This window comes from Ensifer sp. Root954 (genome assembly GCF_001429005.1).
GTDB lineage: Bacteria > Pseudomonadota > Alphaproteobacteria > Rhizobiales > Rhizobiaceae > Ensifer > Ensifer adhaerens.
The window spans coordinates 658,210-684,569 of sequence record NZ_LMJM01000023.1 but is presented as its reverse complement, the minus strand read 5'-3'; the positions used below and the strand labels follow the sequence as shown (position 1 = coordinate 684,569).

Genomic DNA, 26,360 nt, shown 5'->3' with positions numbered 1-26,360 from the left:
CTGCGACACTTGGAAAGGCGGGGCTTTGCTCCGCCTTTTTTTGTTATCATCCGCCGCACCGTTTCCCGCAACGTCGACCCCTCGAGGCACAGCATGACAAGCTCCCCCGTCGCCAAGACCCCAGCGCCGCCCTATTACATCGTCACGTTCGCCTCGCGGCGCACGGCAGGCGACCACGGCTACGACAACATGGGAGACGAAATGGAGCGACTTGCGCGCGAGCAGCCGGGTTTTCTCGGTCTCGAAAGCGTGCGCGGCGCCGACGGCTTCGGCCTAACCAATTCCTACTGGGCGGATGAGGAGAGCATCGCGGCCTGGAAAAACAATGTCCGCCACCTGACGGCCCAGCGCCTCGGCCGCGAGCGCTGGTACGAGGATTATCAGGTTCGTGTGGGCAAGATCGAGCGCCAATACGGTTTCGAACGCCCCTAGTTCTGCGGCTGCGCACGGTCGCCGCCGGCAAGCGGGCTAAATCGGCAACTCCGTCGTCGACTTGAGTTCGCGCAGGACGAAGCTCGACACCACGGTGCGCACATGGGGATTGCGCATCAGATAGCGCGTCATGAAGGTATCGTAGCTTTCGACGTCATTGGCGCGGATCTTCAGCATGTAGTCGAATGTGCCAGATAGAGCGTAGCACTCCATGATCTCCGGCCGGTCGCGCACGACGGCGGAAAAGGCGGCAATCGCCTCGTCGTGATGATCTTCGAGCGTCACATGGGCGATGATGCAGAGTTTCAGGTCGAGCTTTGCCGGATCGAGCAGCGCCACGCGCTTGCGAATGACGCCATCCGTCTCCAGTTCCTGCAGCCGCCGCCAGGCCGAGCTTTGCGACATGCCGGCTTTCTCCGCGAGATCGGAGAGCGACTGGCCGCTATCGGCCTGAATGAGCCGCAGCAGCTTTCGCACGGGCTGAAGACTTTCTTTCACATCAGCAGGCATTTCGAATTTTCCTCCCGCGATCAGGCGTCCACCTGGCAACTGTGGAACAAATACTCGCTCCATCCGCGATACAATTGCAACAGGAGAGTTCATCTGACGAACGAGGAGACGTCATGACGAAGGAAAGCAGCTACACGGCCAAACTGCCGGAACCGGACGGCACCTATCACTATACCCCGGAAGAAGATGCGATCTGGGGCGAGCTGTACCAGCGGCAGATGAAGCTTCTGGCCGACAAGGCGTGCGACGAATACCTCGAGGGAGCCAAGACGCTCGATCTCGGCCCTGACCACGTGCCGCAGTTGAAGGACGTGAACCGCCGCCTTGCCGAAACCACCGGCTTCGGTGTCGAAGGTGTTCCCGCCCTCATTCCGCCGTCCCGCTTCTACGAACTGCTGTCCCAAGGCAAGTTTCCGCTGGCGACCTTCATTCGCCGCCGCGAGCATATCGATTACATCGAAGAACCCGACATCTTCCACGAGGTCTTCGGTCACTGCCCGCTACTGACCAACCAGAGCTACGCCAACTTCGTCCGTCGCTTCGGCGAAAAGGCGGTTTCGCTAGGCAAGGGCTATTCCTGGCACATGTTCCGGATCTTCTGGTTCACCGTCGAGTTCGGGCTGATCAACACGTCGAAGGGCCGCCGCTGCTATGGCGCCGGCATCGTGTCTTCGCCCAACGAGACACGCAACGCGATGGGGACCCCAGGCGTCGAGTTCCGCCCGTTCGACTTTATGACCGTGCTGCGCACGCCCTATCGCATCGATATCGTCCAGCCGATCTATTACGTGATCGACAGTTTCGCCCAGCTGGAAACGATCATCGAAGAGGATATCGCCGCGCGCATCACCGAAGCCAAGGCGCTTGGCGATTTCGCCCCGACCTACGAAGCCAAGGCCTCGTAATCGCCCAAGAAACGGCCGGCAGGGCCTTGCCTTGCCGGCAACGATTGTCCAACCTTCCGCCACCACAGGTTTGAGCGGGATGCGCGCAGAGGATGCGCGCTTTCCGGCTCCGAGGCAGAGGCGGGATATGGCGAACAGGACGATCGATCATGCGCTGACGGCGCGCTCACTCACATCGGCGGCGTCCGATCCGACCCATGCCGGCATTCTCTCCTTCATGCGCCGCAAATATTCGAAGCAGTTGAAGGGTGTCGATGCCGTCGTCTGGGGCATTCCCTTCGACGCCGCCACTTCGAACCGCCCCGGCGCGCGCTTCGGGCCGCAGGCGATCCGCCGCGCCTCGGCAATCTTCGACAACGATCCGCAGTACCCGTTCGACCGCGATCTCTTCGCGGAGATGGCGACGGTCGACTATGGCGACTGCCTCCTCGACTATGGCAATCATTCGAAGACGCCGGCAACGATCGAACGCGAAGCGACTAAGATCATCAGGAGTGGCGCCTATCTGCAGACGCTCGGCGGCGACCACTTCGTCACCTACCCGATCCTGAAGGCGCAGGCGGCTCTGCACGGCCCCCTCGCCCTCGTCCAGTTCGACGCCCACCAGGATACCTGGCCGGATGAACGCGGGCGCATCGACCACGGCTCCTTTGTCGGCCGTGCGGCGCGCGAGAGCCTGATCGATACAGATGCCTCGATCCAGATCGGCATCCGCACGCACGCGCCTGAGGATTGCGGCATCCGCATTCTCTATGGCTACGACGTCGAAGAGATGAGCGCTGGCGAGATCGCCGAGACGATCATAAGGCAGGTCGGCGAGCGCAAGGCCTATCTGACCTTTGATATCGACTGCCTCGACCCGGCTTACGCGCCTGGCACCGGCACACCGGTCGCCGGCGGCCCGTCGAGTGCCAAGATCCTCTCTGTCCTGCGCAAGCTCGGAGCGCTAACCGTGGTCGGCAGCGACGTCGTCGAAGTGGCGCCAGCCTATGACCATGCCGACGTCACCGCAATCGCCGGTGCGACGGTCGCGATGTATATGCTGGGCCTGCATGCGGAGAAGCTTGCCGAGCGTGCGCCGCTTCGCTGAGCGCTGCCGTTGCGGTGAATGGCCGCTGCTTATATAGGAACAGGTGGGTTTGGCGGCGTTCCGCCGGCCCGTTGAGAAATTGATTCAATTCTATGCCAGAATGATTCCGGAACGGCTTCTAACTGTCTGGCAGAACGGGAAAATCATGAAACCGAAGATCTTCATCGATGGCGAACACGGCACCACGGGCCTGCAGATCCGCACGCGCATGGCCGGCCGTAGCGATCTTGAACTGCTTTCCATTCCGGAAGCGGAACGACGCAACGCCGCGATGCGAGAAGATCTTCTGAACGAAGCAGACATCGCCATCCTCTGCCTGCCGGACGACGCCTCGCGCGAGGCGGTTTCGATGGTCTCGGGCAACAACAAGGTCCGCATCATCGACACGTCGACCGCGCATCGCATTGCGCCCGACTGGGCCTATGGCTTTGCCGAAATGGACAAGGCGCAACCGGAGAAGATCCGCAGCGCCCGTTGCGTCGCCAATCCCGGTTGCTATCCGACCGGCGCGATCGGCGTGATCCGGCCGCTGCGCCAGGCCGGCATCCTGCCGGACGGCTATCCGGTGACGGTCAACGCGGTCTCCGGCTACACGGGCGGCGGCAAGCAGATGATCGCGCAGATGGAAGACGAGACCAATGCGGATCACATCAGCGCACCGCACTTCCTCTACGGCCTGACGCTCAAGCACAAGCATGTGCCCGAGATGAAGATGCACGGGCTGCTCGACCGCGCACCGGTCTTTGCGCCCTCGGTCGGCAAGTTCGCACAGGGCATGATCGTCCAGGTGCCGCTCTATCTCGAAGACCTCGCCGCCGGCACGACGCTGGAGACGATCCATGCTGCAATCGTCGCGCATTATGCCGGCCAGTCGATCGTCGAGGTCGTGCCGCTCCAGGAGAGTGAAAAGCTCGGCCGCATCGACGCCACCGAGCTTGCCGGCAAGGACACGATGAAGCTCTTCGTCTTCGGCACCCCTGGCGGCAACCATGTGAACCTCGTCGCCCTGCTCGACAATCTCGGCAAGGGCGCTTCGGGCGCGGCGGTCCAGAACATGGACCTGATGCTGTCGGCCTGATCGGCACTGAGCTCAAAACAAAAGACCCCGGCGAGCCGCTCGCCGGGGTCTTTCTTTTTCCGGAGCTCGTCCGGGTCAGTCGCGTAGTTCGATCGCCGTCGGCCGCGGGTACTCGCCGTAGAAACCGCGCCAGTGGGCGATGGCAAAGCCAAGCACCACAAGCGCGCCACCCTGGTGCGCCACGCCCCAGCCGACCGGCACCTGCAGCACCAGCGTGGTGATGCCAATCACCGCCTGCACCGAGACGAGCAGGAACAGGAGCACGGCGCGGCGCGCATGGGTGGTTTCGGGTGCGGCCCGCAGCGAGGCAATCATGTGCATCAGTGCGAAGGCAAAGAGCACATAGGCGCCAATGCGGTGGACGAACTGGACCGTCTTCGGGTTCTCGAACAGGTTGATCCACCAGGGCTGCTGCAGGAACAGGTCCTGCGGGATGATCGCGCCATCCATCAGCGGCCAGGTGTTGTAGCTAAAGCCGGCATCGAGACCGGCGACGAGCGCGCCGAGATAGATCTGGAACAGACTGAAGATGGCGATGATCGCCGCCATCTTGCGCGAACGGTCGGTGGGCGCCGTGTCATTCGAATGCGCGCTCAGCCCGCGGAAGATCCACATACAGGCGGCAAAGATCAGACAGGCGATGACGAGATGCGTCGCAAGCCGGTACTGGCTGACCTCGGTGCGCTCCACGAGGCCCGATGAAACCATCCACCACCCGATGAACCCCTGGAAACCGCCAAGCGCAAGGATACCGAGCAGCGGCATGCGCAGCTTGCGCTCGACCTTTCCGGTGAACCAGAAATAGGCAAGCGGCAACGCGAAGATCAGGCCGATGGTGCGGGCAAGCAGACGGTGCGCCCATTCCCACCAGAAGATCGTCTTGAACTCGTCGACCGTCATGCTGCTGTTCATCTGCTGATACTGCGGAATGCGCTGGTAGAGCTGGAATTCCTCTTCCCACTCGGCGACCGTCAGCGGCGGGATCACGCCATGGATCGGCTTCCACTCGGTGATGGAGAGGCCCGATTCGGTAAGCCGCGTCGCGCCGCCGACGAGCACCAGGGCAAAGAGGGTGAACAGCACGACTGCCAGCCAGCCGCGGATCTGCCGGCGGTTGCGGTCGGTCCTGCCGATCTCGTTTCGAAGCATTTGTTCAGTCGCCATTTCGACGCCGGCCATCATGTTCCCTCTGGTGTCGCAGGGTTGTCGGCGGTGCAACCGGACGGATCAACGGTCGCACCTTCAGGAAAGCCGTTGATTTGCACCAGAGCGGCATGCAAAACAAGGCCGAAACCTTTGCGGCATGCGGTCGCGGCCGCTCCGCGCGCATTTGCCCATGTGAAAGATATGAAATGCCCGTACGCCTCAGAAAGCTGATCGGCACGATCCTGATCATCATCCTCGTCGTCGTCTATGCGCTGGCCGCCGTCACCTTCGCCTCGCTACTGCTCGGCGCTGCCCCCTGGTACGTGCATCTGGCCTACTTCTTCTTCACCGGCCTGCTCTGGATATTGCCGGCCATGCTGATCATCAAATGGATGGAAAAGCCCGCCAAGGATCGTTGATCCTCAATCCGGTAGCCATTCGGGGGGACGCCCATGCGACTTGCAGTTATCGCTGACATCCACGGCAACGATCTTGCGCTCGAAGCGGTGCTCGCCGACATCGATGCGCAAGGGATCCCCGATATCGTCAATCTTGGCGACCATCTGAGCGGCCCCCTCAATGCCGCACGCACGGCCGACATCCTCATCAAACGGGCGATCCTTTCGATCCGCGGCAATCACGATCGCTATCTTTTGACCATGGATCCGCATGAAATGGGGCAATCTGATCGCGCAGCCTATGATCAATTGCAGCCGCAGCACCGCGAATGGCTGGCGACCCTGCCCGTCGCACACGTCCACGAGCAAACGTTCTTCCTGTGCCATGCGACGCCGACGGATGACGAGACCTACTGGCTGGAGGCCTTGACGGCCGATGGCACCGTCCACATGGCGCAGCATTCGGCCATCGAAGCGAAAGCAGCCGGCGTCGACTATCCGGTTATCCTGTGCGGCCACACCCATATCCAGCGCGCCGTGCGGCTTTCCGACGGCCGCCTCGTCGTCAATCCCGGCAGCGTCGGCTGCCCCGGGTATGACGACGACCAACCGGTGCCGCACAAGGTCGAGGCGGGCTCCCCGGACGCCCGCTACGCGATCATCGAGAAATCGGCCTCGGGGTGGCACGTCACCTTCCGCAATGTCCCCTATGACTGGATGGCAATGTCCCGGCTTGCGGCCAGCCGCAACCGCATGGAATGGGCAAAGGCGTTGGCCACCGGCTTTCTCGATTGAAATTTGCGCGCGCTTCACATTCCTCGCTTCACGCTTTGCTAACCGCGTTCGCCGGTTATTCCCAATCGGCTTCATAAGTATTCCCGAATTAAAGCGATCGTAGCGGGCTTGAGGTTCAATCTCTCCGCAACAAGGACCGGACGGCACCTGCGATGACGAACTCGGAACTCACCATGGACGGCTCCGGCGACCGCCGCGCGCACGCGTCCTTGCGTGCAGATCCGACCGATGCCGCCGGCCGCTTCGAAATCTCGCTTCACCGCAATATGGAGGCGCTCGAAACCGAGTGGCGCGTGCTCGACGGTCTTCCTGAGAACTCGCTGCATCATGCCTATCAATGGTGCAGCGCCTGGGCTGCGACCCATGTCAGCGACCTGGCCCTTCTGCGCGTTACCTTCGATGGCGAACTCCTGCTCGTCCTGCCGCTGGAAGTGGCGCGCGGACGCTTGTTTCGAACGGCAAAGCTGATCGGAACCGAGCATAGCAACCTCAACACCGGGCTCTTTGCCCCCAACGCCGCGGCGATCATCAGTACGCCCGCGCTTGCCGACGCGCTTGCCCGCGCCATCTGTGGCGCACTGCGCGGCCTTGCCGACATCGTCATGCTCGATCGTCTACCGAGCGACTGGCGCGGCGCCCCCAGCCCCTTCGCCCTGCTTTCGGGCGTTGCCAATCCCAACCCGTCGTTTCAGGTTCCCCTTCTCGGTGGCATTCAGCCGACACTGGCCCAGCTCAACGCCAAGCGGCGGCGCAAAAAGATGCGCATTTCCGAGCGACGGCTGGCTGAAATGGGCGGCTACGACTATGTGGTCGCGCGTACGGGTGACGAGGCCCACGCGCTGCTTGATACCTTCTTTCGGCAGAAGGCGACGCGTTTTGCTGCGCTCGGCCTTCCCGATGTCTTCCAGGACAAGGAAACGCAGGCGTTTTTCCATGCGCTCGCCGCCCGTATGGGCGACGACGTTCAACTCATGGAACTCAATGCCATCCGCCTGCGGGGCGAAAACGACGGCCGCATCGTCGCCGTCGCCGGACTTTCCCGCAAGGCAGATCACGTGATCTGCCAGTTCGGGTCGATCGACGAAGCTTTGGCCGGCGATGCCAGCCCGGGTGAATTGCTGTTTTACCGCATGATCGAGCGCCTATCGGGGGAAGACGTGCGCCTGTTCGATTTCGGCGTCGGCGACCAGCCCTACAAACGCTCCTGGTGCACGATCGAGACACCGCTGCGCGACATCGTGTTGCCGGTAACGTTCGCCGGCCGGCTCGCAGGCCTGCGGCATCACCTCGTCGTGAGGGCAAAAAGGGCGATCAAGGCGAACCGGGCCGTTTATGCCCGCATCCAGCGCACGCGACGGCAAAGGCAAGACAAGACCTTCGACAGCAGCGCCGACTGATAACCGAGATAAGAGGACGGGGCCCAGGCGCGTTGTCGCCGGTGGCCGGCGAGACCATTATGCCGCGTCGCGGTCCGGGTATTCGGGGTCCGATTGTACCTGGCCGGTCATCAGCACGATGTCGCGATAGCCCGCTGCGCCGAATCCGGTCAGCACCTCGACGATCCGCTCATCGCTCACCGACGGCGCCGACAGGATGATTTCCGCGCCATCTCGGCCAGCGATCTTCTCAACAGCCATTTCATCGGCAGGGCCGCATTCGAGCAGGACGAGATCATAGGCGTTGGTCAAGGCGTCGATGATCATCTTCAGCCGGTCGATGCCGCGCATCGCCTGACGCGGATCGGCATCGCCCTGAGGAATGATGTGCGCGTCGGAAAAACGGTCGGCGTGGATCGTGTCCGTGAAGGGCACCTCCCCCGCCAGCAGGTTGGTGATCCCAGGAAGCTGCTGCGAGCGCGCCATCAGGCGTGTCGGGCAGGCAGAACCCGTCAGGTCGATCAATACGACCTTCAGCTCCTCTTCGGCCAGCAACCGGGCGAGCATCACGGTGGCGGTAGAACCCTCGTCTCCGCCGGGCGAAACCGAAATCGCAACGCGCACGTTGGTGGCGCGCAGATGCTCGGCGACGGCCTCGATCGAGAAATCCGCCTCGGCGGCCTCTTCCTCCATGTCCGGTGCAAGCGACACGTCCATCGCAGGCAGCAAGTCGACGGCGTCATCTGCTGCGGGCGCAATTGCAGGCGAAGCCTGAGCCATCTCGACCGGCGGCAAATCGGCGACGCTTGCGGCGAGCGCCGGACGCGGGTGGACCGGTGCCCGTTCGCCCGTAGCCGCGACCGGCCGCAAGGCTCGTCCGCTGAAAAGCTCGCCGAGCATGATTCCAATGCAGGTCAGGAGGAACGTGGCAAGCGCTGCGACGATCGTGATCGGCAGCACTTTCGGGAAACTCGCGCCGGTCGGAACCACGGCACTCGAAATGACCCGTGCATCGGCCGGCGTCGCATTCTCCACCGTGCGCGATGTCGCTTCACGGTAGCGCGCGAGATAGGTCTCCAGCAATTGCCGCTGCGCCGTTGCCTCGCGCTCGAGCGCGCGCAGCCCCACCTCTTCTTCGCCCGCCCGAGCCGACTGCGCCTTCAGCGCATTCAGCTGCTGGGTCAACTGCTGCTCACGCAGTTCACCGACCTTCGCCTCGTTTTCAAGGCTCGTCAGGATCTTGCGGGTCTCGGAGCTGATCTGGCCGCGGATGCCTTCGAGCTGCGACTTCAGCGCCTTCAGGCGCGGATGACCGTCGAGCAGGGTCGTCGAAAGATCGGCGACCTGCGCCTGGAGATTGGCCTCGGTTTCCTTCAGCCGCTGGATCATCTGTGAACCGACGACGTCGGCGATGGTGTCCGGCGCGCGGCCGCTCGCAAGCGCCGAACGCACCCCGGCGGCACGCGCCTCCGCATTGGCACGCTCGCCGCGCACCCGGGTCAGCTCCGTCGAGATGTCCGTGAGCTGCCGCGTCGCGAAGTTGGTGGTTTCGCCGGTCGGCAGCAGATCCGACGAGGCGCGATAGGCCGCCACCTTCGCCTCGGCGTCGCGCACCTTCTCGCGCAGATTGGCGATCTCCGGTTCGAGCCAGCGTGTCGCCTCGGAATTGGTGTCGAGTTTCGCACCGCTCTGGAGCGCCAGGAAGACCTTCGCCATCTCGTTGGGCACGGCGGCCGCAAGCTGGCGGTCCTTCGAGGTGAAGCCAATCGCGATCACCCGCGATTTCTCCACCTGGTAGACCTGGAGCTTGTCGGAGAATTCCTTGAGCACCCTCTCCTCGGGCGGCATCTCCAGCGGGTTCTTCTTCAGCCCGAGCATGACGAGAAGATCCGAAAGCGCCGAGGGCGCCGACGACGGGTCGAATTCCTTGAGCTCATAGAGCTTCATGTTGCGGGCGACCTGCTTGATGAGATCGGCCGACTTGAGCACCTGTACCTGGCTGAGGATACCGGATTCATCGAAGACGCGGTCGGCGCCCGCCTGGGAAGCCTGGTTGGGGCCGCTGAACTCCGGCTCGCGCGATTCGATGAGTACACGGGTTTCGCTCTGGTAATCCGGCGCGATCATCTTTGCTGCGCCGAAGGCAAGCGCCGCCACAGCGACGGTGGCGAGCAAAACCTTGACGCGCCGATCCCAGACGGCGCGAAACAGGCCGCCGAGGTCGATATCCACATCCTGTTGTGCGCTGCCGCTTCCCGACATGCTAGTCGCTCCGAACCTTCAAATCTCGCCGGACCGTAAAGGAACATGGTAACGCAAGGGTTAATGCGATCAACCTGCGGATGATAAAGACGGGGCGGTATCGCCAGGTCTCCGCGAAAATTCTACCGCGAGTTTACCTGCTATTAACCCTAACGGACCGATAACGTCACAAAAGCTGGTCGTTTCCGGAGCCTATGAACCGCATGTCCACCGCAGCTATCAAGACGGGTCTCGCGATCACGGCGGCAGCGCTGTCGATGTTGCTCGGCGGCTGCACGAGCTACCAGCCCGCACCCAAGGCCTTCAGTGAAGCCACGATCCAGCCCTATCGGCTCGACAGCGGCGACCGCCTGCGCATCAATGTCTTCGAACAGGCCGGTCTCAGCGGCACTTACACGGTCGATCAGGCCGGTTACGTCGCCTTCCCCCTGATCGGCACCGTCGCCTCGCGCGGCAGGACGCTACCCGAACTGGAGGGCATGATCGCCGCCAAGCTGAAGCAGGGCTATCTGCGCGATCCAGACGTCACGATCGAGGTCGATCGCTACCGTTCCGTCTTCATCATGGGCGAAGTCGGCCAGGCTGGCCAATATGCCTATGTGCCCGGCATGACCGTGCAGAACGCGATCGCGGTCGCCGGCGGCTTCTCTCCGCGCGCCAATCAGTCGAACGCCGACATCACGCGCAAGATCAATGGCCGCATCATCACCGGCCGGGTTCCGATCACCGACGCGGTTCTTGCCGGCGACACGATCTATGTTCGCGAACGCCTGTTCTGATCTCGATGCAACAAGAGCGGCCTTTGCGCATCATCCACTGCTTCAGGTCGCCTGTCGGCGGGATATTCCGCCACGTGCGCGACCTGGCCGAGGCGCATGCCAAGGCCGGCCATGAGGTCGGGATCCTCTGCGACAGCACGACAGGCGGCAGTCACGAGGATCGGTTGTTCGACGAAATCCGCCCCTATCTGGCGCTCGGCCTGATACGGATGCCGATCCATCGCTCGGTCGGGCCGTCGGATTTTGCCGCGTTGTGGCGCGGCTATAAGGAAATCAGAAGTTTGCGACCGGATGTGTTGCATGGGCACGGCGCCAAAGGCGGCGTCATTGCCCGGCTCATCGGTTCAGCCTTGCGGGTCAACAGGTATCGCGTAGCCCGCCTCTATTCGCCGCATGGCGGCAGCCTGCACTACCGTCCAGGCTCCATGACAGGCCGGCTGGTCTTCCCGGCGGAGCGGATCCAGCAGCGGATTACCGACGCCCTCGTCTTCGTCTGCGATTTCGAGCGGCAGACCTATTTCGCAAAGGTCGGCGCGCCGCGTGAGCGCAACGAACTGATCTACAACGGCATCGACGACCGGGAGTTCGAGACCGTCCCGCCTGGGCCGGATGCGGTCGACTTTCTCTATATCGGCATGATGCGGGACCTGAAGGGTCCCGATCTGTTTGTGGAAGCTTTCGCCCAGACCGAAAGGCTTGTCGGCAGGCCGCTGTCGGCGCTGATGATCGGCGACGGCCCGCAGCAGCAGGAATACAGCGATCTGGTGCTGCAGCAGGGCCTCGCCCGCCGCATCCGCATGCAGCCGGCGATGAAGACGCGCGAGGCCTTCGCGCTGACGCGCAACATCGTCGTTCCCTCGCGCGCCGAGTCCATGCCCTATATCGTGCTCGAGGCGCTTGCGGCGCGGAAGCCGGTCATCGCCAGTCGTGTCGGCGGCATCCCGGAAATTCTCGGACGCGACAGCACCGCACTTGCCGAACCCGCCAATGCCCGGTCGCTCGCCGACATCATGGCCCGCGCAATCACCGAGAAGGACTGGGCGGCACGTGTGATGCCCGATCCGAGCACGTTCAAGTCGCAATTTGCAGCTTCGGTAATGTCGGCGGATATGCTAAGCCTCTATCGGGAATTGTGCCGTTACCAGCCGCCCGCCGATAGCGTGTTGCCCACAACGTAAGCGTTTCTTAGTGGCTTTCTGCTATCCCGGCTGAGGGACTTCAGCGCCGGAAGACAGCCATGAACAAGTTTGACCGCCCGGGTTCGTTCGATCCCGAAGCGCTTCGCAAGAAGATTTCGGAAATCCGCGCCCGCGCGCCCGGCGAAATGCCGGGCGAAACAACGACCACGGATCTCAATCCGCTGGCGCGGCAGATCGCCGAGCAGTTCAGCGCCGATACCTATTCGCCTGCGATGATCATGGGGCTGATGCGCCTGTTCGAATTCAGCGCGCTCTTTACGATCGGCTATGCCATCAACGCGCTCTATGTCCAGCCGGGCTTCGAACAACTGCCGCTGTACCTGGCAATTCTCGTCGGTGGTTCCGCATTGGCGGTCGCCGCCATGCAGATCGCCGACACCTATCAGATCCCGGCGCTGCGCGCCTGGCTGCGGGTGATCCCGCGCATCCTCGCCTCCTGGGCCATCGCGTTTGGCGGCATCGCCATCGCGCTGTTCTTTCTGAAATCCGGTCACCAGTATTCGCGCGTCTGGTTCGGCGGCTGGTTCATCGGCGGCGCAATCTTTCTGATCGCGGAGCGCGCCTTCATCGCCTATTCCATTCGCCATTGGGCCCGGAACGGTACGATGGAACGCCGCGCGGTCGTCGTCGGCGGCGGCCAGCCGGCCAAGGACCTGATCCGCACGCTCGAGGACCAGCCCGACAACGACATCCGCATCTGCGGTATTTTCGACGACCGCGACGAGCGCCGCTCGCCCAATGTGATCGCCGGCTACCCGAAGCTCGGGACGGTCGACGAACTGGTGGAATTCGCCCGCCTGGCGCGCATCGACATGCTGATCATCTCGCTGCCGCTGACGGCGGAGAAGCGCATTCTCCAGCTTCTGAAGAAGCTCTGGATCCTGCCGGTCGACATCCGGCTCGCCGCCCACGCCAACAACCTGCGGTTCCGCCCGCGCAGCTACTCCCATGTCGGCGATGTCCCCATGCTCGACATCTTCGACAAGCCGATCGCCGATTGGGACTCGGTCGCCAAGCGCGGCTTCGACATCTTCTTCAGCCTGGTCGCCCTCGTGCTTCTGTGGCCGATCATGCTCGGCGCGGCGATCGCCGTCAAAGCGACGTCCCCGGGCCCGATCATCTTCAAGCAGAAGCGGCACGGCTTCAACAACGAGACCATCGAGGTCTACAAGTTCCGCTCGATGTATACGCATATGAGCGACCCGACGGCCCGCAACGCCGTGACCAAGCGCGACCCGCGCGTCACCCCCGTCGGCCGTTTCATCCGCAAGTCCTCGATCGACGAACTGCCGCAGATCTTCAACGTGCTGAAGGGCGAGCTGTCGCTCGTCGGGCCGCGGCCGCACGCCGTGCTCGCCCAGACCCAGAACCGAACCTATTCCGACGTCGTCGAAGGCTATTTCGCCCGCCACCGCGTCAAGCCCGGCGTCACCGGCTGGGCGCAGATCAACGGCTGGCGCGGCGAGATCGACAATGACGACAAGATCCGCCTGCGCACCGCCTTCGACCTGCACTACATCGAAAACTGGTCGTTGCTCTTCGATCTCAAGATCCTGTTCCTGACGCCGTTCCGGCTTCTCAATACCGAGAACGCCTATTGAGCACCGTCGATACAGGTCGGCTCCCGATCGCTCGCCCCCAGCTCGCGGCGCTCTCGCTGCTCGGCTCCGGGCTCGTCGCCTTTGCCGTGTTTCTCTCCGGTTTCGTCATTTTCGAGCCGGCACCCTATGAGCTGTTCCTGGTCGCGCTCATCGGCCTTTGGGCGCTCGTGGGCCTCAAGATCTCGCGCAGCGTCGCCCCGCTGCTGACGCTTCTGACCCTGTTCATGGTCGGCGGCATCCTGTCCCTGACGGTCATGACCGACCTGACGAAGGGGCCGATGTACATGGCGGTCTCGGCCTTCCTCGCGCTCTCCTCGGTCTTCTTCGCAGCCATCATCGAGGACCGCCACGAACGCTTGCGGCTGATCTTCAATGCCTGGACGGCGGCGGCCATCATCACCGCCCTGCTCGGCATCCTCGGCTACTTCGGCGCCGTGCCGGGCGCGGAAAGCTTCACGCTCTATGGCCGCGCCAAGGGCGCGTTCCAGGATCCGAACGTCTTCGGCCCGTTCCTCTCGGTGCCGGCCATGTACCTCATCCACGGCATCCTCACGCAGCCCATCCAGAAAGCCCCCCCGAAGATCGCCGCGCTGATGGTGCTGGCGCTTGGCGTCTTTCTTTCGTTCTCCCGCGCAGCCTGGGCCCTCAACCTCTTCTGTGTCGTCGCCTTCGTCTTCGTCATGCTGCTCAAGGAGCGAAACGGCCTCTTCCGCCTGCGGATTCTGGTGTTGGCTCTCGTCGGCGGGATCATGATCGTCGGCGCGCTCCTCGTGGCATTGCAGTCCGAGCAGGTCGCGACACTGTTCTCCAGCCGCTCGCAGCTGGTGCAGGATTATGACGGCGGCCACCTCGGCCGCTTCGATCGCCATCGCCTCGGCTTCCTGATGTCGATGGAAAAGCCGCTCGGCATCGGCCCGATGGTCTTCAGCACGATCTTCCCGGAGGATGAGCACAACGTCTGGCTGAAGTCGCTGACGTCCTACGGCTGGCTCGGCTTTGTCAGTTACGTGACGCTGATCGTCTGGACGCTCTCGCTCGGCTTTCGCTTTCTGCTGCTCAACCGCCCTTGGCAGACCTATCTGATGATCGCCTGGGTCGCCGTTCTCGGCCATGTCGGGGTCGGCAATGTCATCGACACGGACCATTGGCGCCACTTCTATCTGCTCATCGGAATCATCTGGGGATGCGCCGCCCTTGAATATCGCCATCGCCGGCAGGCGCGCGCCGGCCGGAGCTCCTGACCATGGAACATGTGGTTCCGCGCCGGTCGCCGGCCCCTCCCCTCAAGCTCCTGCAGGTGCTGGAGCCGAGTGGCGGCGGCTCGGGCCGACACTTTCTCGATCTGTGCCGCGGCATGCACAAGCGCGGGCATCACGTCGAGGCCGTCTATTCGCCGGTGCGCGCCGAGGAAGGTTTCGTTCGTGAACTGAAGGCAATCGGCCTGCCTGCCGTACACGCCGTCAACATGAAGCGCGCACCCGGACCGTCTGACGTCATCCGCTTTCTCGAACTCCGCCGCATCATGCGGGCCAACAGTTTCGACATCATCCATGGCCACAGTTCCAAGGCCGGTGCGCTGACACGCCTGCGACTGCCTGGTTCTCATGTTCCGCGGATCTACACGCCCCACGCCTTTCGCACACTGGACCCGACGCTCGGCCGTGGTGGACGGCTCATCTACGGCACGATCGAATGGGCGCTGGCCCGTTTCTTTACCGATCACCTGATCTGCGTCTCCGACGACGAGTTCCACCATGCGCTCTCGCTGCATATGCCCGAGAAGCGCATGTCGGTGATCGTCAACGGCGTGGCACCGCCCTCATGCGAAATGGCGCAGACGCTGCGCGCGAGCTTCGGGATCGCGCCGGACGCTTTCGTCTTCGGCTTTGTTGGACGACTTTCCGCACAGAAGGCGCCGGAACGGCTGATCGCAGCGTTCAAGAGTGTCGCCGCTTCCGTCAGAAACAGCCACCTGGTCATGGTCGGCAGCGGCGAGCTCGAAGGTGACCTTCGCAAGGCGATCGCCGAAAGCGGACTGCAGAACCGCATGCATCTCACCTCCGCCTTCACCGGCCCGCAAGCCGTTCCCGCCTTCGACCTCCTGGTGATGCCAAGCCGCTACGAGGCGATGTCCTATGTGATGCTCGAAGGGGCCGCCGCCGGCAAGGCGATCATCGCAACCGACATCGGTGGCGCGCGCACGGTGATCGAGGACGATCGGAACGGTTATATCCTGCCCAATAGCGACGACACGTCCGCGCTCGCCAAGACCATGATCCAGGCAGCGGAGCCCGAACCCTTCAAGGCCCTGTCGGCTAGCGCCGAAAACCTGAAAGACCGCTTTACGCTCGCCGTCATGCTCGATCGCACAGAGGCCCTTTACCAGAACGCGGCCTCAAAGCGGCAGACGGTCGACCTGCTCCAGTCAACCAGGTAGCGCAGAAAGAACGGCGTGATTGCCGCGCTGTATTATCGGGAAACAAAAAAGAGGCCCTGCTGAAGGACCTCTTTTGCTGCGGTTGCAGGATCGCTTAAGGCGTCGACCCTTCTGCGCCCGAACCGCCACCGGTATCGGGATTTGAACTCGGCGCCCCGGTATCACCGTTGGCGTTTGCGGTGCCGGTATCAGGGTTGGAGCTCGGAGCACCGGTGTCCGGGTTGGAACTCGCTGTACCCGTATCGCCCGGCGAGCCGGTGGGCTGGCCCGGAACGAGGATGACGGCGTCGTCTGCACGGGCAGTGCCGGACGCCGAGATGAGCGGCATTGCCGTCAGGGCCGAAAGCCCGAGCAACGACGCGGCAAAAATCTTCGAAAACGTCTTCATTACATTTCCTCCTTTGGCAGACAGACGCCCGCCATGAGGCCATTCCATCACTTTCGCGAGGACGGCGATCGACCCCAACCGCGTGGACCATCGCACCGGAACGAGGCATTTTAGCGATTTCCGATGGGCGATAAATTTTGTCAGGCGCAAGCGACAAAACCGCATCCGATCTCGGAGCAGACACGGTGGGCCAAAGCGAAACAAATCAGCAGGCGTTTGAGATTTTTGCCGGGGCAATGGGTGCCCGAATGCGCGATTTTACGCGTGGAACTGCTGGCTACCGCCAGCCGCCAATTGCGGTAGCGCTGCTGTGTGACTGAAATCAAAGAGGAAAATGGTCGGAGCGGCGGGATTCGAACCCACGACCCCTTGACCCCCAGTCAAGTGCGCTACCGGGCTGCGCTACGCTCCGAACCGAGGAAACCCCTATATAACCAACGCTTAGAGCGCAAGCGGGAAAATGCGGCCTGGATCGAAAAAGGAACAAACGGCGTGGAAAAGTATGTTTGGGAACCGAAAGTCCAACGGGACTTCCGCAAACTCACAGCATGGCGTCGCACCTGTGATGCGACCATGGACATAGAAAGCTCCCGCCATTCGCGCGCCACTGGGTGTCTGCAAGTTCCGATGCTGCCTGACGAGGAAATCACCGACCGGCCGTCCGTCTACCGAACCTTCACCAAAACGAGATCCCGTCGCTCGAAACTTGCTGCCTAACGCAACGTGAGCTTGCCATCATGGATGAATTGAGGGACAGTTTGATACTGGCCCTTGAGGCCTGGAGCGTCTCCCCTGCTAGGAGAAAACCATGCCTCTTAAGTCCCTTATGGCCCTCACCGCGCTTGCGCTTCTCACGCTCTCCGGCTGTGCGACCTCCGGTTCGACCAACACGACCTATGCGCAGTGGACCGGCCCCTACCCGGAGCCCGACGTCTCCGCGGCGAGCCCCGGCGGCTTCCGGATCTCCTACTGACGCTTTCAATCCTTGCTGGGATAATGCGCGGGCGCCCTGCGGACGGACGCGCATATGCCCCCCGTCGGCGGGCACCCCGCCGACGGCACCATCTTGGCAATTGTGTAAAAGGTATCTGTGGAGGCAACCGCATTCGGCAGACGTTCGGCCGTGCGGAACCGGTCTTGATAATCGCCTGAAAGGCTTTCTCAGCGCACCTGGTCGAGAAGCCGCTTGCATTCCAGGAGGTCGTAGAGCGCCTCCTGAAGCAGAGCGCGATCTTCCTTGCCCACTGACGACGATTTTCCGAGCGAGATCTCCGGCACGTCGTCGCTGCTGCCGCCGAAGGAGAAGAAGCGGCGGCTCGCCGGCGCCTTGGCACGGCCGACGATCTGATCCTCCTCGGAAAGACCAGCCTTCGGCGGTGCCGGCTCCTCGTTGCTGGAGGCTGCCAGCGCCTCGACGGTCGCGAGATCGCCGCTTGCAATCGCCGCGACGAACTTGTTGCCGTTGGTCTTCAGGAGCTTCTGCACGCCCTTGATCGTATAGCCGTGATCATAGAGCAGATGCCGGATACCCTTCAGAAGGTCGACATCCTCCGGCCGGTAGTACCGCCGGCCGCCGCCGCGCTTCATCGGCTTGATCTGCTGGAAGCGGGTTTCCCAGAAACGCAGGACATGCTGCGGCAGATCGAGATCGTCAGCGACCTCGCTGATGGTGCGAAAAGCGTCCGGGCTCTTTTCCATATCGTTCCCAATCCATGCCGTGCGACTCAGGCTCGAAAGCCGTAGTGAAGCCGATACCGCGCCAATGATGGCACGAATCGGCTCCATTTCAACGGCTTATGGATGGGTTTTCAACCACATTTGTGGCTGTCGTCAGGCGTTCACGAAACGGGAGATACCGGTTTCTGCTTGGCCCTGCGGCCCAGATGCGCCTTCAGGACGCGCTGCTTCAAGACATTCGACGCCTTGAAGGTCATCACGCGCCGGGGCGAAATCGGCACTTCCTCGCCGGTTTTCGGGTTTCGCCCGATGCGTTCGTTCTTGTCGCGGACCTGGAAGGTCGCGAAAGAGGACAGCTTCACACTCTCGCCACGCACGATTGCGTTGCATATTTCGTCAATGACGGTTTCCACCAATTCGGCAGACTCTGTCCTCGACAGACCCACCTTGCGAAAAACCGACTCAGCCAAGTCCGCCCGTGTTACTGTTTTTCCGCTCATCTTCCCCCACCAACGTCTGGTACGCCGATCAGCGTCCGAAGACTATTGCCCTTGCCTTTTGCGGTCAAGCGTCTGTTGCTTAAGCAATTTCTTTACCAGCGGAGAAGCACGGAGCCCCAGGTGAAGCCGCCGCCCATGGCCTCGAGCAGGACGAGGTCGCCCTTCTTGATCCGGCCGTCGCCCGCCGCCGCATTCAACGCCAGCGGAATGGAGGCTGCGGAGGTGTTGCCATGGAGATCGACCGTGACCACAACCTTATCGAGAGGGATGCCGAGCTTCTTGGCGGAGCCGTCGATGATGCGCCGGTTGGCCTGGTGCGGCACCAGCCAATCCAGATCTTCCGCCGTCGTCCCGGTCGCCTCGAAGGCAGCCTCGATCACATCGGTGATCATGCCGACCGCGTGCTTGAAGACTTCGCGGCCTTCCATCTTCAGATGGCCGACCGTCCCCGTGGTCGAAGGGCCGCCATCCACATAGAGCTTGTCGCGATGTGCGCCGTCGGAGCGAAGCTTCGCCGTCAGCACGCCCCGGTCGGCAATGGTGCCCTCGCCTTCCTGGGCTTCCAGGATGATGGCGCCGGCGCCGTCACCGAAGAGCACACAGGTCGTGCGGTCGTTCCAGTCGAGGATACGCGAGAAGGTCTCCGAGCCGATCACCAGCACGCGCTTGGCAAGCCCACCGCGGATATAGGCATCCGCCGTGGTAACCGCGTAGACGAAGCCCGAGCAGACCGCCTGCATGTCGAAGGCCGCGCCATGGCGCATGCCGAGGCGGTCCTGGATGTTGACAGCCGTTGCTGGAAACGTGTTGTCGGGAGTGGAGGTCGCCAGGATGATCAGGTCGATATCATCAGGGGTAAGCCCCGCATTGGCGAGCGCAGCACGCGCGGCACCTTCCCCGAGCGAAGCTGTGGTTTCGCCCTCGCCGGCGATGTAGCGCTGCCGGATGCCGGTGCGCTGCACGATCCACTCATCGGACGTATCGACCTTGGATTCCAGCTCCTGATTGGTGACCACGCGCTTCGGCAAAGCTGCGCCGAAACCGCGAACGACGGAACGGATCATCTATTCAAACCTCATCATTCATGCCGGCGGAAAGGGCCTTGGGCGGTTCGCCGCCATGGTACTTCGCCAGATCGAGCTCGATCTTCGACTTCAGGCCATTCTTCACCATGTCGTAGCCGACATCGATCGCGGCTGCAAAGCCCTCGGCATCTGCACCACCATGGCTCTTGATCACGACGCCATTGAGGCCGAGGAACACGCCGCCATTGACCTTCCTCGGGTCCATCTTCTCCCGCAGGCGGTCGAATGCGCCCTTGGCCAGGATGTAGCCGATCTTGGCAAGAAGCGTGCGCGACATCGCCGCGCGCAGATACTCGGCGATCTGGCGCGCGGTGCCTTCGGCGGCCTTCAGCGCGATGTTGCCGGAAAAACCTTCCGTGACGACGACGTCGACGGTCCCGCGACCGATGTCGTCGCCCTCGACGAAGCCGTAATAGTCGAAGCCGTCGATGTTGGCCTCACGGATCAGGCGGCCGGCTTCCTTGACCTCTTCCTGTCCCTTGATTTCCTCGACGCCGACATTCAGCAGCCCGACCATCGGCCGCTCGATCTCGAACAGCGCCCGTGCCATGGCGCCGCCCATCAGCGCGAAATCCATCAATTGCTGCGCGTCCGCGCCGATCGTCGCGCCGACATCAAGCACGATGCTCTCGCCTTTCAGCGTCGGCCAGATGGCGGCAATCGCCGGCCGTTGAATTCCCTGCATGGTGCGCAGACAGAAGACCGACATGGCCATCAGCGCGCCGGTATTGCCGGCGGAAACGACGACATCTGCCTCGCCGGCATTGATCGCGTCGATCGCTTTCCACATGCTCGACTTGCCGCGGCCTCGGCGAAGCGCCTGGCTCGGCTTCTCGTCCATGGCGACTGCAATCTCGCAGTCGTAAAAGGTGCTGTTGGCCTTCAGCTTCGGATGTTTTTCAAGGAGGCCCGCGCACTGCGCTTCGATGCCGAACAAAACGAACTTGATGTCCGGATGACGTTCAAGCGCCCTTGCGGCGCCGGGGATGACGACTTCAGGACCATAGTCGCCCCCCATCACGTCAAGTGAAATTCTGACCACGCGTGTCTTATCCTTCATTTCTGCCACACAACACGTGCCGCCGCGGCGTACTCAACGGAAACGCATTGACGAAACATATTGCTTCTGACGCTTGAGCCAAGCACGCGGCAGATCGCTTTAGCGGCTCTTCTGGCCGGTTTGGGGCCAAAATACTGCTTTTCCTTTGCGTGACAACCGAATTGTAGATGACGCTTTCGCGACCTCAGTCCTTTTTCCAGTCCCTCAGGACCGCAAAGGGGTTCGGCTTCTTGTCATCGGCAGATGTGCTCTCGATGCGCTCGCCGAACGTCACGCCGGGCTTACGGGGATAAGGCTCGATCGCGAGTGCAACCTGCTCGCTGACGACGACGCCGGCGTCGATGGTGTCGCCGATAAAGGTATCGGGAATATCGGGGCCGTCAGGGTCGAGAATCATCTCGCCACCGTCATTGCTCGCCTGGCGGGCAAGCCGCGAGCCCTCGGGCACGAAGATCGCTTCGACCGGTTCGTCGATATCGGCTTCGACCGGCTCAAGAGTAACGACACAGCTCTGCACGACGCGGGCCCTGACGTCGCCCTTGATCTTCACGCCATCCTTCTTCCAGCGCGCGATCTGCAGGTCGGCTTCGAGCGACAGAACCTCGTTGATGTTCCAAAGCGCGGCAAGCGCCTTGCGCTCGCGCTCGTTGGCGGAGAGATGCACGCTGACCGCGTTCGCCGAAATGTGCCCTACTTTCACCGGATAAGAAAAGGCCGCCTGACTTTCGTCTTTCATGATTGGATCCTTCCTCGCGCGGGCTACCTGGCACCCATCGCGAACGCAGCCGCCAACCGGCTGCCGGTGGCGACGCTCTTGTTTTCTATTACGCCCCAGCCGGCGGAATGTGCAACTGGCCGATTTCGACGGCGTCTTCCGCGACGTCGACGAGCTGGGCCTCAACCGCCAGCAGATAGCCAGCGAGCGCAACCATCGAAGGCGCCGCGTCGCCGCCATCAGGGTGGAAGTTGCGCCTGAGCGCTGCCGCCAGGGCCTCGACGTCCCTTGCTTCCAGCGCCGCCGCATAGGATTCGAGTCGACCGTAATACATGCCGGCCAACTTCTTCATCTTCTTCGGCACGCCGGCGTCGCCGACACCGAGCTCGCGGATCGAGTGATCCACATCCTCGAAGAAGGCATCGATGATCTCCTGGGCGATTTCCTGGCCAGGCCTTGCCGAAGCACGTGTGCGGCGGAAATAGAGGATCAGCGTCGCCGACAGCATCTCGAACCGGCCCATGACCGTGTCCGGAACATCGAGGTCGGTGTAAAGGTAGGGCTGGCGTGCCGCCGCCGTCAGCAATGCATATTGCCGCTCGACAATCGCGGTGTTGCCACTTTTTCTTTTAAACAGTCCAAAAATCATCACAAAGCTCGGGCTTGGCTTTCTCGAAATGCGCGCAAGCGCCCATGACGTTGTTGCATGACAGCCGAAGCTGGTTTACCGAAGCAGGCACGAATTGCAATGGCGGATCTGCCATCGTTTCTCCAAGGGGAGCTGTCGTTGACGAAGCGGTATTTGAGAAAAAACTTTAAGACCCTCGGCCGCGTGGCGGTCGTAGCCACCATCGCCGGTTTTACCCTTTCCGCCTGCCAGTCCGCCAATGTCGGTGAAGTTCTCCATCAGGGCTATGTGGTTGATCAGGAAACGCTAAACCTCGTTCCGGTCGGTTCCAGCCGCGAGCAGGTGCTGCTCTCGCTCGGCACGCCGTCGACGACCGCGACCTTCGACAACGAAGTGTTCTACTACATCTCGCAGACGCGCAAGCGCCCTGTCGCCTTCATGAAGCCCAAGCTGATCGACCAATCGATCCTGGCCGTCTATTTCGACAAGGAAGGCACCGTCAGCCAGCTGGCTCACTATACGCTGAAGGACGGCAAGGTCTTCGACATGCTGACACGCACGACGCCGACAGGTGGCAAGGAAACGAGCTTCCTCGGCCAGCTGCTGACAGGCCCCGGCGCCGGTCAGGCCGCGGCGCGCAGCCTGTTCAAGGATTTCGGCAACTAATCCTCCCCATTCCAAACAAAGGCCCGCGGAACGATGTTCCGCGGGCCTTTGTTTGCGCATCGATGCGATCAGGCGAGGACGGCCAGAAGCAAGAGCGCCACGATGTTGGTGATCTTGATCGCCGGGTTCACGGCCGGCCCGGCCGTGTCCTTATAGGGGTCGCCGACGGTGTCGCCGGTTACCGACGCCTTGTGGGCGTCGGAGCCCTTCAGATGGCGTTCGCCGTTCTTGTCGACAAACCCGTCCTCGAAGCTCTTCTTGGCGTTGTCCCAGGCACCGCCGCCCGAGGTCATCGAGATCGCCACGAAGAGGCCGTTGACGATGACACCGAGCAGAGAGGCACCGAGAGCCGCGAAAGCCGAAGCCTTCGAGCCCGAGAGCAGCAGCACGCCGAAATAGACGACAATCGGCGCCAGCACCGGGAGCAGCGAAGGAATGACCATTTCGCGGATCGCCGCTTTTGTCAGAAGGTCGACGGCGCGGCCATAGTCCGGCCGTTCGGTCCCCTGCATGATGCCGGGCTTCTCGCGGAACTGGCGGCGAACCTCCTCGACGATCGACCCGGCCGCACGGCCGACCGCAGTCATCGCGATACCGCCGAAGAGGTAGGGAATGAGGCCGCCGAAGATCAAACCCGCGACCACATAGGGGTTGGAGAGATCGAAGGAGATCTGCCCGACATCGGCGAAGTACGGATACTTGTCGCCATTGGCGGCAAAGTAGCTGAGGTCGTTCGAGTAGGCGGCGAAGAGCACCAGCGCGCCGAGACCGGCCGAGCCGATCGCGTAGCCCTTGGTGACGGCCTTGGTGGTGTTGCCGACGGCGTCGAGCGCGTCGGTGGATTTACGCACTTCCGGCGGCAGATGCGACATTTCCGCGATGCCGCCGGCATTGTCGGTGACCGGACCGAAGGCGTCGAGCGCCACGATCATGCCGGCAAGGCCAAGCATGGCGGTGACGGCGATGCCAGTGCCGAAGAGGCCGGCAAGCTGGTAGGTCGCGATGATGCCGCCGACGATGACGATCGCCGGCAAAGCCGTCGATTCCAGCGAGACGGCCAGGCCCTGGATCACGTTGGTGCCGTGACCGGTCACCGACGCCTGGGCGATCGAGTTGACCGGCCGCTTGTTGGTGCCGGTATAGTATTCCGTGATCACCACGATCAGGGCCGTTACGATCAGGCCGAGAATACCGCAGAGGAACAGATTCCAGCCGGTGATCTCCTTGCCGGCGACGGTGCCGATCGTGCCCCAGCCGATGGTGAAGGACGTGGCGGCGCCGAGACCGAGGATCGACAGGACACCGGTCACGATCAGGCCCCTGTATAGCGCACCCATGATCGAGTTGTTGGACCCGAGCTTCACGAAGAAGGTGCCGACGATCGAGGTGATGATGCAAGCCGCGCAGATGGCGAGCGGATAGACCATGACGGTCGCAAGCACAGGCGTGCCGGCAAAGAAGATCGCCGCCAGAACCATGGTCGCCACGACCGAGACCGCATAGGTCTCGAACAGGTCGGCTGCCATGCCGGCGCAGTCGCCGACATTGTCGCCGACGTTGTCGGCGATGGTTGCCGGGTTGCGCGGATCATCCTCGGGAATGCCGGCTTCGACCTTGCCGACGAGGTCGCCGCCGACGTCGGCACCCTTGGTAAAGATGCCACCGCCGAGACGGGCGAATATCGAAATCAGCGATGCGCCGAAGCCGAGCGACACCAGTGCGTCGATGACTTCGCGCGAGGCGGGCTCATGACCCAGGCCGGCCGTGAGGACGACGTAGTAGACCGAGACGCCAAGGAGCGCGAGGCCGGCCACAAGAAGGCCGGTGATCGCGCCGGATTTGAATGCGATATCGAGGCCGGAGGCGAGGCTCACTGACGCCGCCTGGGCAGTGCGGACGTTTGCCCGGACCGAAACATGCATACCGATGAACCCCGCGGCGCCCGAAAGGATCGCACCGATCAGAAAGCCGAAAGCGGCGGCGGGAGAAAGAAGAACCCAAGCGGCGATGAATACGACGACGCCGACAATGGCAATGGTCTTGTATTGACGCGTGAGATAGGCCTGCGCCCCTTCACGAATGTAGCCTGCGATTTCTTGCATGCGGGCGTTCCCCTGGTCGGCGGCAAGCACCGACTGTGTTGCCCAGATGGCATAAGCCACCGCGAGCAACCCGCATGCGATAACGCCCAATAAAATGGTCATTTCGCATTACCCTCCGTTACAACCCGCGGACTCACTCCCGGCCGCAGGCCCCTCAAAACCGCGAATCACGCACCACCTCCTCAAGCAGCACCCCTCACGGCGCGGCCAGAGTGCGGTTGCAACAGGAGATCGTCAAGCCCCGAGAAACGCCACTGGCGGCGCCTCGTTCGCTTTAGATTTCAGGGGAATGGAGCGTTAGGCGGCGGGCTTGCGCGGCGCCCGCTTCAGAAGCAGCAGGAGGATAAGGCAGACGATGGTTACCGGCCACACGACCGCGTTCAGCATGTCCCAGCCATAGGCGGTGAGCACCTTGCCCGAGGCAAACGACGACAGCGCCACCGTGGTGAACAGGATGATGTCGTGGAAGGCCTGAACCTTGTCGGCCTCCTGTGGGCGATAGCTGCTGGCAACGATCGCCGTCGAGCCGATGAAGCCGAAATTCCAGCCAAGGCCGAGCAATACGAGCGCGCCCCAGAAGTTCCAGAGCTCGATACCCATATGCGCAACCGCCGCGCACGCCATCAGCAGAAGGAGGCCGCAGCCGACGATGCGCTCGGCGCCAAAGCGGCTGATGAGCATGCCGGTGACGAAGCTTGGCGCGAACATCGCCAGCACGTGCCACTGGATGCCGAGCGTGGCGAGTTCGGTCGAGAAGCCGCAGCCGATCACCATGGCGACCGGCGCCCCGGTCATCATGAAGGTCATCAGTGCGTAGCTGGAAATGCCGCAGATCATGCCGGTGGCGAAGCGTTGGCTGCGGACAATCTCGCCGAGGGGACGGACAGACTGATCGTGGTGGGCACTCACCATTGCGCCCGGCTCGGGCAGCCGCAGCGGCGCGAAAAACAGGGCTGCAACCAGGCAAATCGGCATCAGGACGACGAAAGCCCCGGCAAAGGAAACCGGCGCGAACAGGTCGCCAGCAAAAATGACGATCTGCGGACCGAGAACGGCCGAAACGATGCCGCCACCAAGGATCAGCGAGATTGCCTTGGGCTTGTAGAACGACGGCGAGGCGTCGGCGGCGGCGAACCGCAACTTCTGCGTAAAGCCGTTCGACGAGCCGAGCATCGCAAGGGCGAAGGCGAAAAGCCAGAAATTCTCGCGGAAGAGCGCGACGGCGGCGAGTGCTGCCCCGGCGGCCGCGATTGCGGTCCCGCTCATGAAGGCGAAGCGGCGGCCGATCAGGCGCGACAACACCGCAACCAGCACGACGCCGAGCGCCATGCCGACGTTAAAGGCGGTGAGCGGCGCGGTGGCCAGCGACTTGTCCTCCGCCAGCATCTGGTAGCCGGCGACACCGCCGACCGAAAAGCAGATGGGGCCGACGACGCCAAGAACGGCCTGTGCGGCTGTCAGGAGGTAAACGTTGCGGCGTGTTTCGCGAAGGGTGTTCCCCATGTCCTCAGCAGCAGCCGCAACCATCGAC

At 62.6% G+C, this 26,360-nt stretch carries 26 protein-coding genes and 1 tRNA gene; 14 read left to right on the top strand and 13 right to left on the bottom strand.

What is annotated here, in order from left to right; translation table 11 throughout:
* Positions 1-93: 93 nt before the first annotated feature.
* The gene (locus ASE71_RS17355; protein WP_034803669.1) at positions 94-432 is read left to right on the top strand and encodes an antibiotic biosynthesis monooxygenase family protein; all 339 of its coding nucleotides are present in this window, start codon (positions 94-96) and stop codon (positions 430-432) included.
* Positions 433-468: 36 nt separating this feature from the next.
* On the opposite strand, the gene ASE71_RS17350 is transcribed toward ASE71_RS17355, so the two are convergent.
* Positions 469-942 (bottom strand): Lrp/AsnC family transcriptional regulator, encoded by a 474-nt coding sequence (locus ASE71_RS17350; RefSeq protein ID WP_060522181.1) that lies wholly within the window; start codon positions 940-942, stop codon positions 469-471.
* Positions 943-1,055: 113 nt separating this feature from the next.
* Here ASE71_RS17350 and ASE71_RS17345 point away from each other — a divergent pair, with 113 nt between their 5' ends.
* The 3 genes from ASE71_RS17345 (at position 1,056) to argC (ending at position 4,015) form a co-directional block, all read left to right on the top strand.
* The gene (locus tag ASE71_RS17345; RefSeq protein WP_060522180.1) at positions 1,056-1,847 is read left to right on the top strand and encodes a phenylalanine 4-monooxygenase; all 792 of its coding nucleotides are present in this window, start codon (positions 1,056-1,058) and stop codon (positions 1,845-1,847) included.
* A 127-nt stretch (positions 1,848-1,974) separates the two neighbouring features.
* Complete coding sequence (gene speB / locus ASE71_RS17340) at positions 1,975-2,937, top strand: agmatinase (RefSeq protein ID WP_060522179.1); 963 nt, start codon at positions 1,975-1,977, stop codon at positions 2,935-2,937.
* A gap of 145 nt (positions 2,938-3,082) precedes the next feature.
* Complete coding sequence (argC, locus tag ASE71_RS17335) at positions 3,083-4,015, top strand: N-acetyl-gamma-glutamyl-phosphate reductase (RefSeq protein ID WP_060522178.1); 933 nt, start codon at positions 3,083-3,085, stop codon at positions 4,013-4,015.
* 75 nt (positions 4,016-4,090) lie between these two features.
* Here argC and ASE71_RS17330 read toward each other — a convergent pair whose 3' ends face one another.
* Positions 4,091-5,194: a COX15/CtaA family protein gene (locus ASE71_RS17330; protein WP_034803680.1), complete on the bottom strand. Its 1,104-nt coding sequence runs from the start codon at positions 5,192-5,194 to the stop codon at positions 4,091-4,093.
* A gap of 173 nt (positions 5,195-5,367) precedes the next feature.
* Here ASE71_RS17330 and ASE71_RS17325 point away from each other — a divergent pair, with 173 nt between their 5' ends.
* The 3 genes from ASE71_RS17325 to ASE71_RS17315 all read left to right on the top strand — a co-directional run bounded on the left by ASE71_RS17325 (position 5,368) and on the right by ASE71_RS17315 (position 7,751).
* The gene (locus tag ASE71_RS17325) at positions 5,368-5,580 is read left to right on the top strand and encodes a DUF2842 domain-containing protein (RefSeq protein ID WP_034804246.1); all 213 of its coding nucleotides are present in this window, start codon (positions 5,368-5,370) and stop codon (positions 5,578-5,580) included.
* Between the two features lie 33 nt (positions 5,581-5,613).
* Positions 5,614-6,354, top strand: coding sequence for a metallophosphoesterase family protein (locus ASE71_RS17320; protein ID WP_060522177.1), 741 nt, complete (start codon positions 5,614-5,616; stop codon positions 6,352-6,354).
* A gap of 152 nt (positions 6,355-6,506) precedes the next feature.
* The gene (locus tag ASE71_RS17315; RefSeq protein WP_060522176.1) at positions 6,507-7,751 is read left to right on the top strand and encodes a GNAT family N-acetyltransferase; all 1,245 of its coding nucleotides are present in this window, start codon (positions 6,507-6,509) and stop codon (positions 7,749-7,751) included.
* A gap of 57 nt (positions 7,752-7,808) precedes the next feature.
* On the opposite strand, the gene ASE71_RS17310 is transcribed toward ASE71_RS17315, so the two are convergent.
* Positions 7,809-9,992 (bottom strand): GumC family protein, encoded by a 2,184-nt coding sequence (locus ASE71_RS17310; protein WP_060522175.1) that lies wholly within the window; start codon positions 9,990-9,992, stop codon positions 7,809-7,811.
* A gap of 203 nt (positions 9,993-10,195) precedes the next feature.
* Between ASE71_RS17310 and ASE71_RS17305 the strand changes: the two genes are divergently transcribed.
* From ASE71_RS17305 to ASE71_RS17285, 5 genes are read left to right on the top strand one after another with little or no spacing between them, the layout of a single operon-like run.
* Positions 10,196-10,771: a polysaccharide biosynthesis/export family protein gene (locus ASE71_RS17305; RefSeq protein WP_034804249.1), complete on the top strand. Its 576-nt coding sequence runs from the start codon at positions 10,196-10,198 to the stop codon at positions 10,769-10,771.
* Positions 10,772-10,776: 5 nt separating this feature from the next.
* Positions 10,777-11,949 (top strand): glycosyltransferase family 4 protein, encoded by a 1,173-nt coding sequence (locus tag ASE71_RS17300; protein ID WP_060522174.1) that lies wholly within the window; start codon positions 10,777-10,779, stop codon positions 11,947-11,949.
* Positions 11,950-12,008: 59 nt separating this feature from the next.
* Positions 12,009-13,571 carry an undecaprenyl-phosphate glucose phosphotransferase gene (locus ASE71_RS17295; protein WP_060522173.1) on the top strand — a complete coding sequence of 521 codons (1,563 nt, stop codon included), beginning with the start codon at positions 12,009-12,011 and terminating at the stop codon, positions 13,569-13,571.
* Positions 13,568-14,812 carry an O-antigen ligase family protein gene (locus tag ASE71_RS17290; protein WP_060522172.1) on the top strand — a complete coding sequence of 415 codons (1,245 nt, stop codon included), beginning with the start codon at positions 13,568-13,570 and terminating at the stop codon, positions 14,810-14,812. The genes ASE71_RS17295 and ASE71_RS17290 overlap by 4 nt, the downstream gene beginning before the upstream one ends.
* Positions 14,813-14,814: 2 nt before the next feature.
* Positions 14,815-16,008, top strand: coding sequence for a glycosyltransferase (locus tag ASE71_RS17285; protein ID WP_060522171.1), 1,194 nt, complete (start codon positions 14,815-14,817; stop codon positions 16,006-16,008).
* A gap of 94 nt (positions 16,009-16,102) precedes the next feature.
* Here the strand turns inward: ASE71_RS17285 and ASE71_RS17280 are convergent, their stop codons facing one another.
* On the bottom strand, positions 16,103-16,396 hold the full coding sequence (locus ASE71_RS17280) for a hypothetical protein (RefSeq protein WP_034803714.1): 294 nt from the start codon (positions 16,394-16,396) through the stop codon (positions 16,103-16,105).
* A 335-nt stretch (positions 16,397-16,731) separates the two neighbouring features.
* Positions 16,732-16,808 (bottom strand) — tRNA-Pro (locus ASE71_RS17275).
* Positions 16,809-17,204: 396 nt separating this feature from the next.
* On the opposite strand from ASE71_RS17275, the gene ASE71_RS36470 reads away from it, so the two are divergent.
* Positions 17,205-17,369 (top strand): hypothetical protein, encoded by a 165-nt coding sequence (locus tag ASE71_RS36470; protein ID WP_089043959.1) that lies wholly within the window; start codon positions 17,205-17,207, stop codon positions 17,367-17,369.
* A 188-nt stretch (positions 17,370-17,557) separates the two neighbouring features.
* On the opposite strand, the gene ASE71_RS17270 is transcribed toward ASE71_RS36470, so the two are convergent.
* The 6 genes from ASE71_RS17270 to ASE71_RS17245 all read right to left on the bottom strand — a co-directional run bounded on the left by ASE71_RS17270 (position 17,558) and on the right by ASE71_RS17245 (position 22,082).
* A complete protein-coding gene (locus ASE71_RS17270; protein WP_034803717.1) occupies positions 17,558-18,094 on the bottom strand; it encodes a MerR family transcriptional regulator in 537 nt (178 codons plus the stop codon).
* 140 nt (positions 18,095-18,234) lie between these two features.
* Positions 18,235-18,573 (bottom strand): integration host factor subunit alpha, encoded by a 339-nt coding sequence (locus ASE71_RS17265; protein ID WP_034803721.1) that lies wholly within the window; start codon positions 18,571-18,573, stop codon positions 18,235-18,237.
* Between the two features lie 92 nt (positions 18,574-18,665).
* On the bottom strand, positions 18,666-19,637 hold the full coding sequence (locus ASE71_RS17260; protein ID WP_034803724.1) for a beta-ketoacyl-ACP synthase III: 972 nt from the start codon (positions 19,635-19,637) through the stop codon (positions 18,666-18,668).
* A gap of 4 nt (positions 19,638-19,641) precedes the next feature.
* Positions 19,642-20,700, bottom strand: a complete 1,059-nt coding sequence (plsX, locus tag ASE71_RS17255) for a phosphate acyltransferase PlsX (RefSeq protein ID WP_034804255.1) — start codon at positions 20,698-20,700, stop codon at positions 19,642-19,644.
* 202 nt (positions 20,701-20,902) lie between these two features.
* On the bottom strand, positions 20,903-21,454 hold the full coding sequence (locus tag ASE71_RS17250) for a YceD family protein (RefSeq protein ID WP_060522170.1): 552 nt from the start codon (positions 21,452-21,454) through the stop codon (positions 20,903-20,905).
* An 88-nt stretch (positions 21,455-21,542) separates the two neighbouring features.
* The gene (locus ASE71_RS17245; RefSeq protein WP_034803730.1) at positions 21,543-22,082 is read right to left on the bottom strand and encodes a ubiquinol-cytochrome C chaperone family protein; all 540 of its coding nucleotides are present in this window, start codon (positions 22,080-22,082) and stop codon (positions 21,543-21,545) included.
* 138 nt (positions 22,083-22,220) lie between these two features.
* On the opposite strand from ASE71_RS17245, the gene ASE71_RS17240 reads away from it, so the two are divergent.
* On the top strand, positions 22,221-22,727 hold the full coding sequence (locus tag ASE71_RS17240) for an outer membrane protein assembly factor BamE (protein WP_034804258.1): 507 nt from the start codon (positions 22,221-22,223) through the stop codon (positions 22,725-22,727).
* A 68-nt stretch (positions 22,728-22,795) separates the two neighbouring features.
* Here ASE71_RS17240 and ASE71_RS17235 read toward each other — a convergent pair whose 3' ends face one another.
* Together ASE71_RS17235 and ASE71_RS17230 are read right to left on the bottom strand one after the other, a co-directional pair.
* Complete coding sequence (locus tag ASE71_RS17235; RefSeq protein ID WP_060522169.1) at positions 22,796-24,931, bottom strand: sodium-translocating pyrophosphatase; 2,136 nt, start codon at positions 24,929-24,931, stop codon at positions 22,796-22,798.
* A 195-nt stretch (positions 24,932-25,126) separates the two neighbouring features.
* Complete coding sequence (locus ASE71_RS17230; protein ID WP_060522168.1) at positions 25,127-26,356, bottom strand: MFS transporter; 1,230 nt, start codon at positions 26,354-26,356, stop codon at positions 25,127-25,129.
* Positions 26,357-26,360 lie beyond the last annotated feature (4 nt).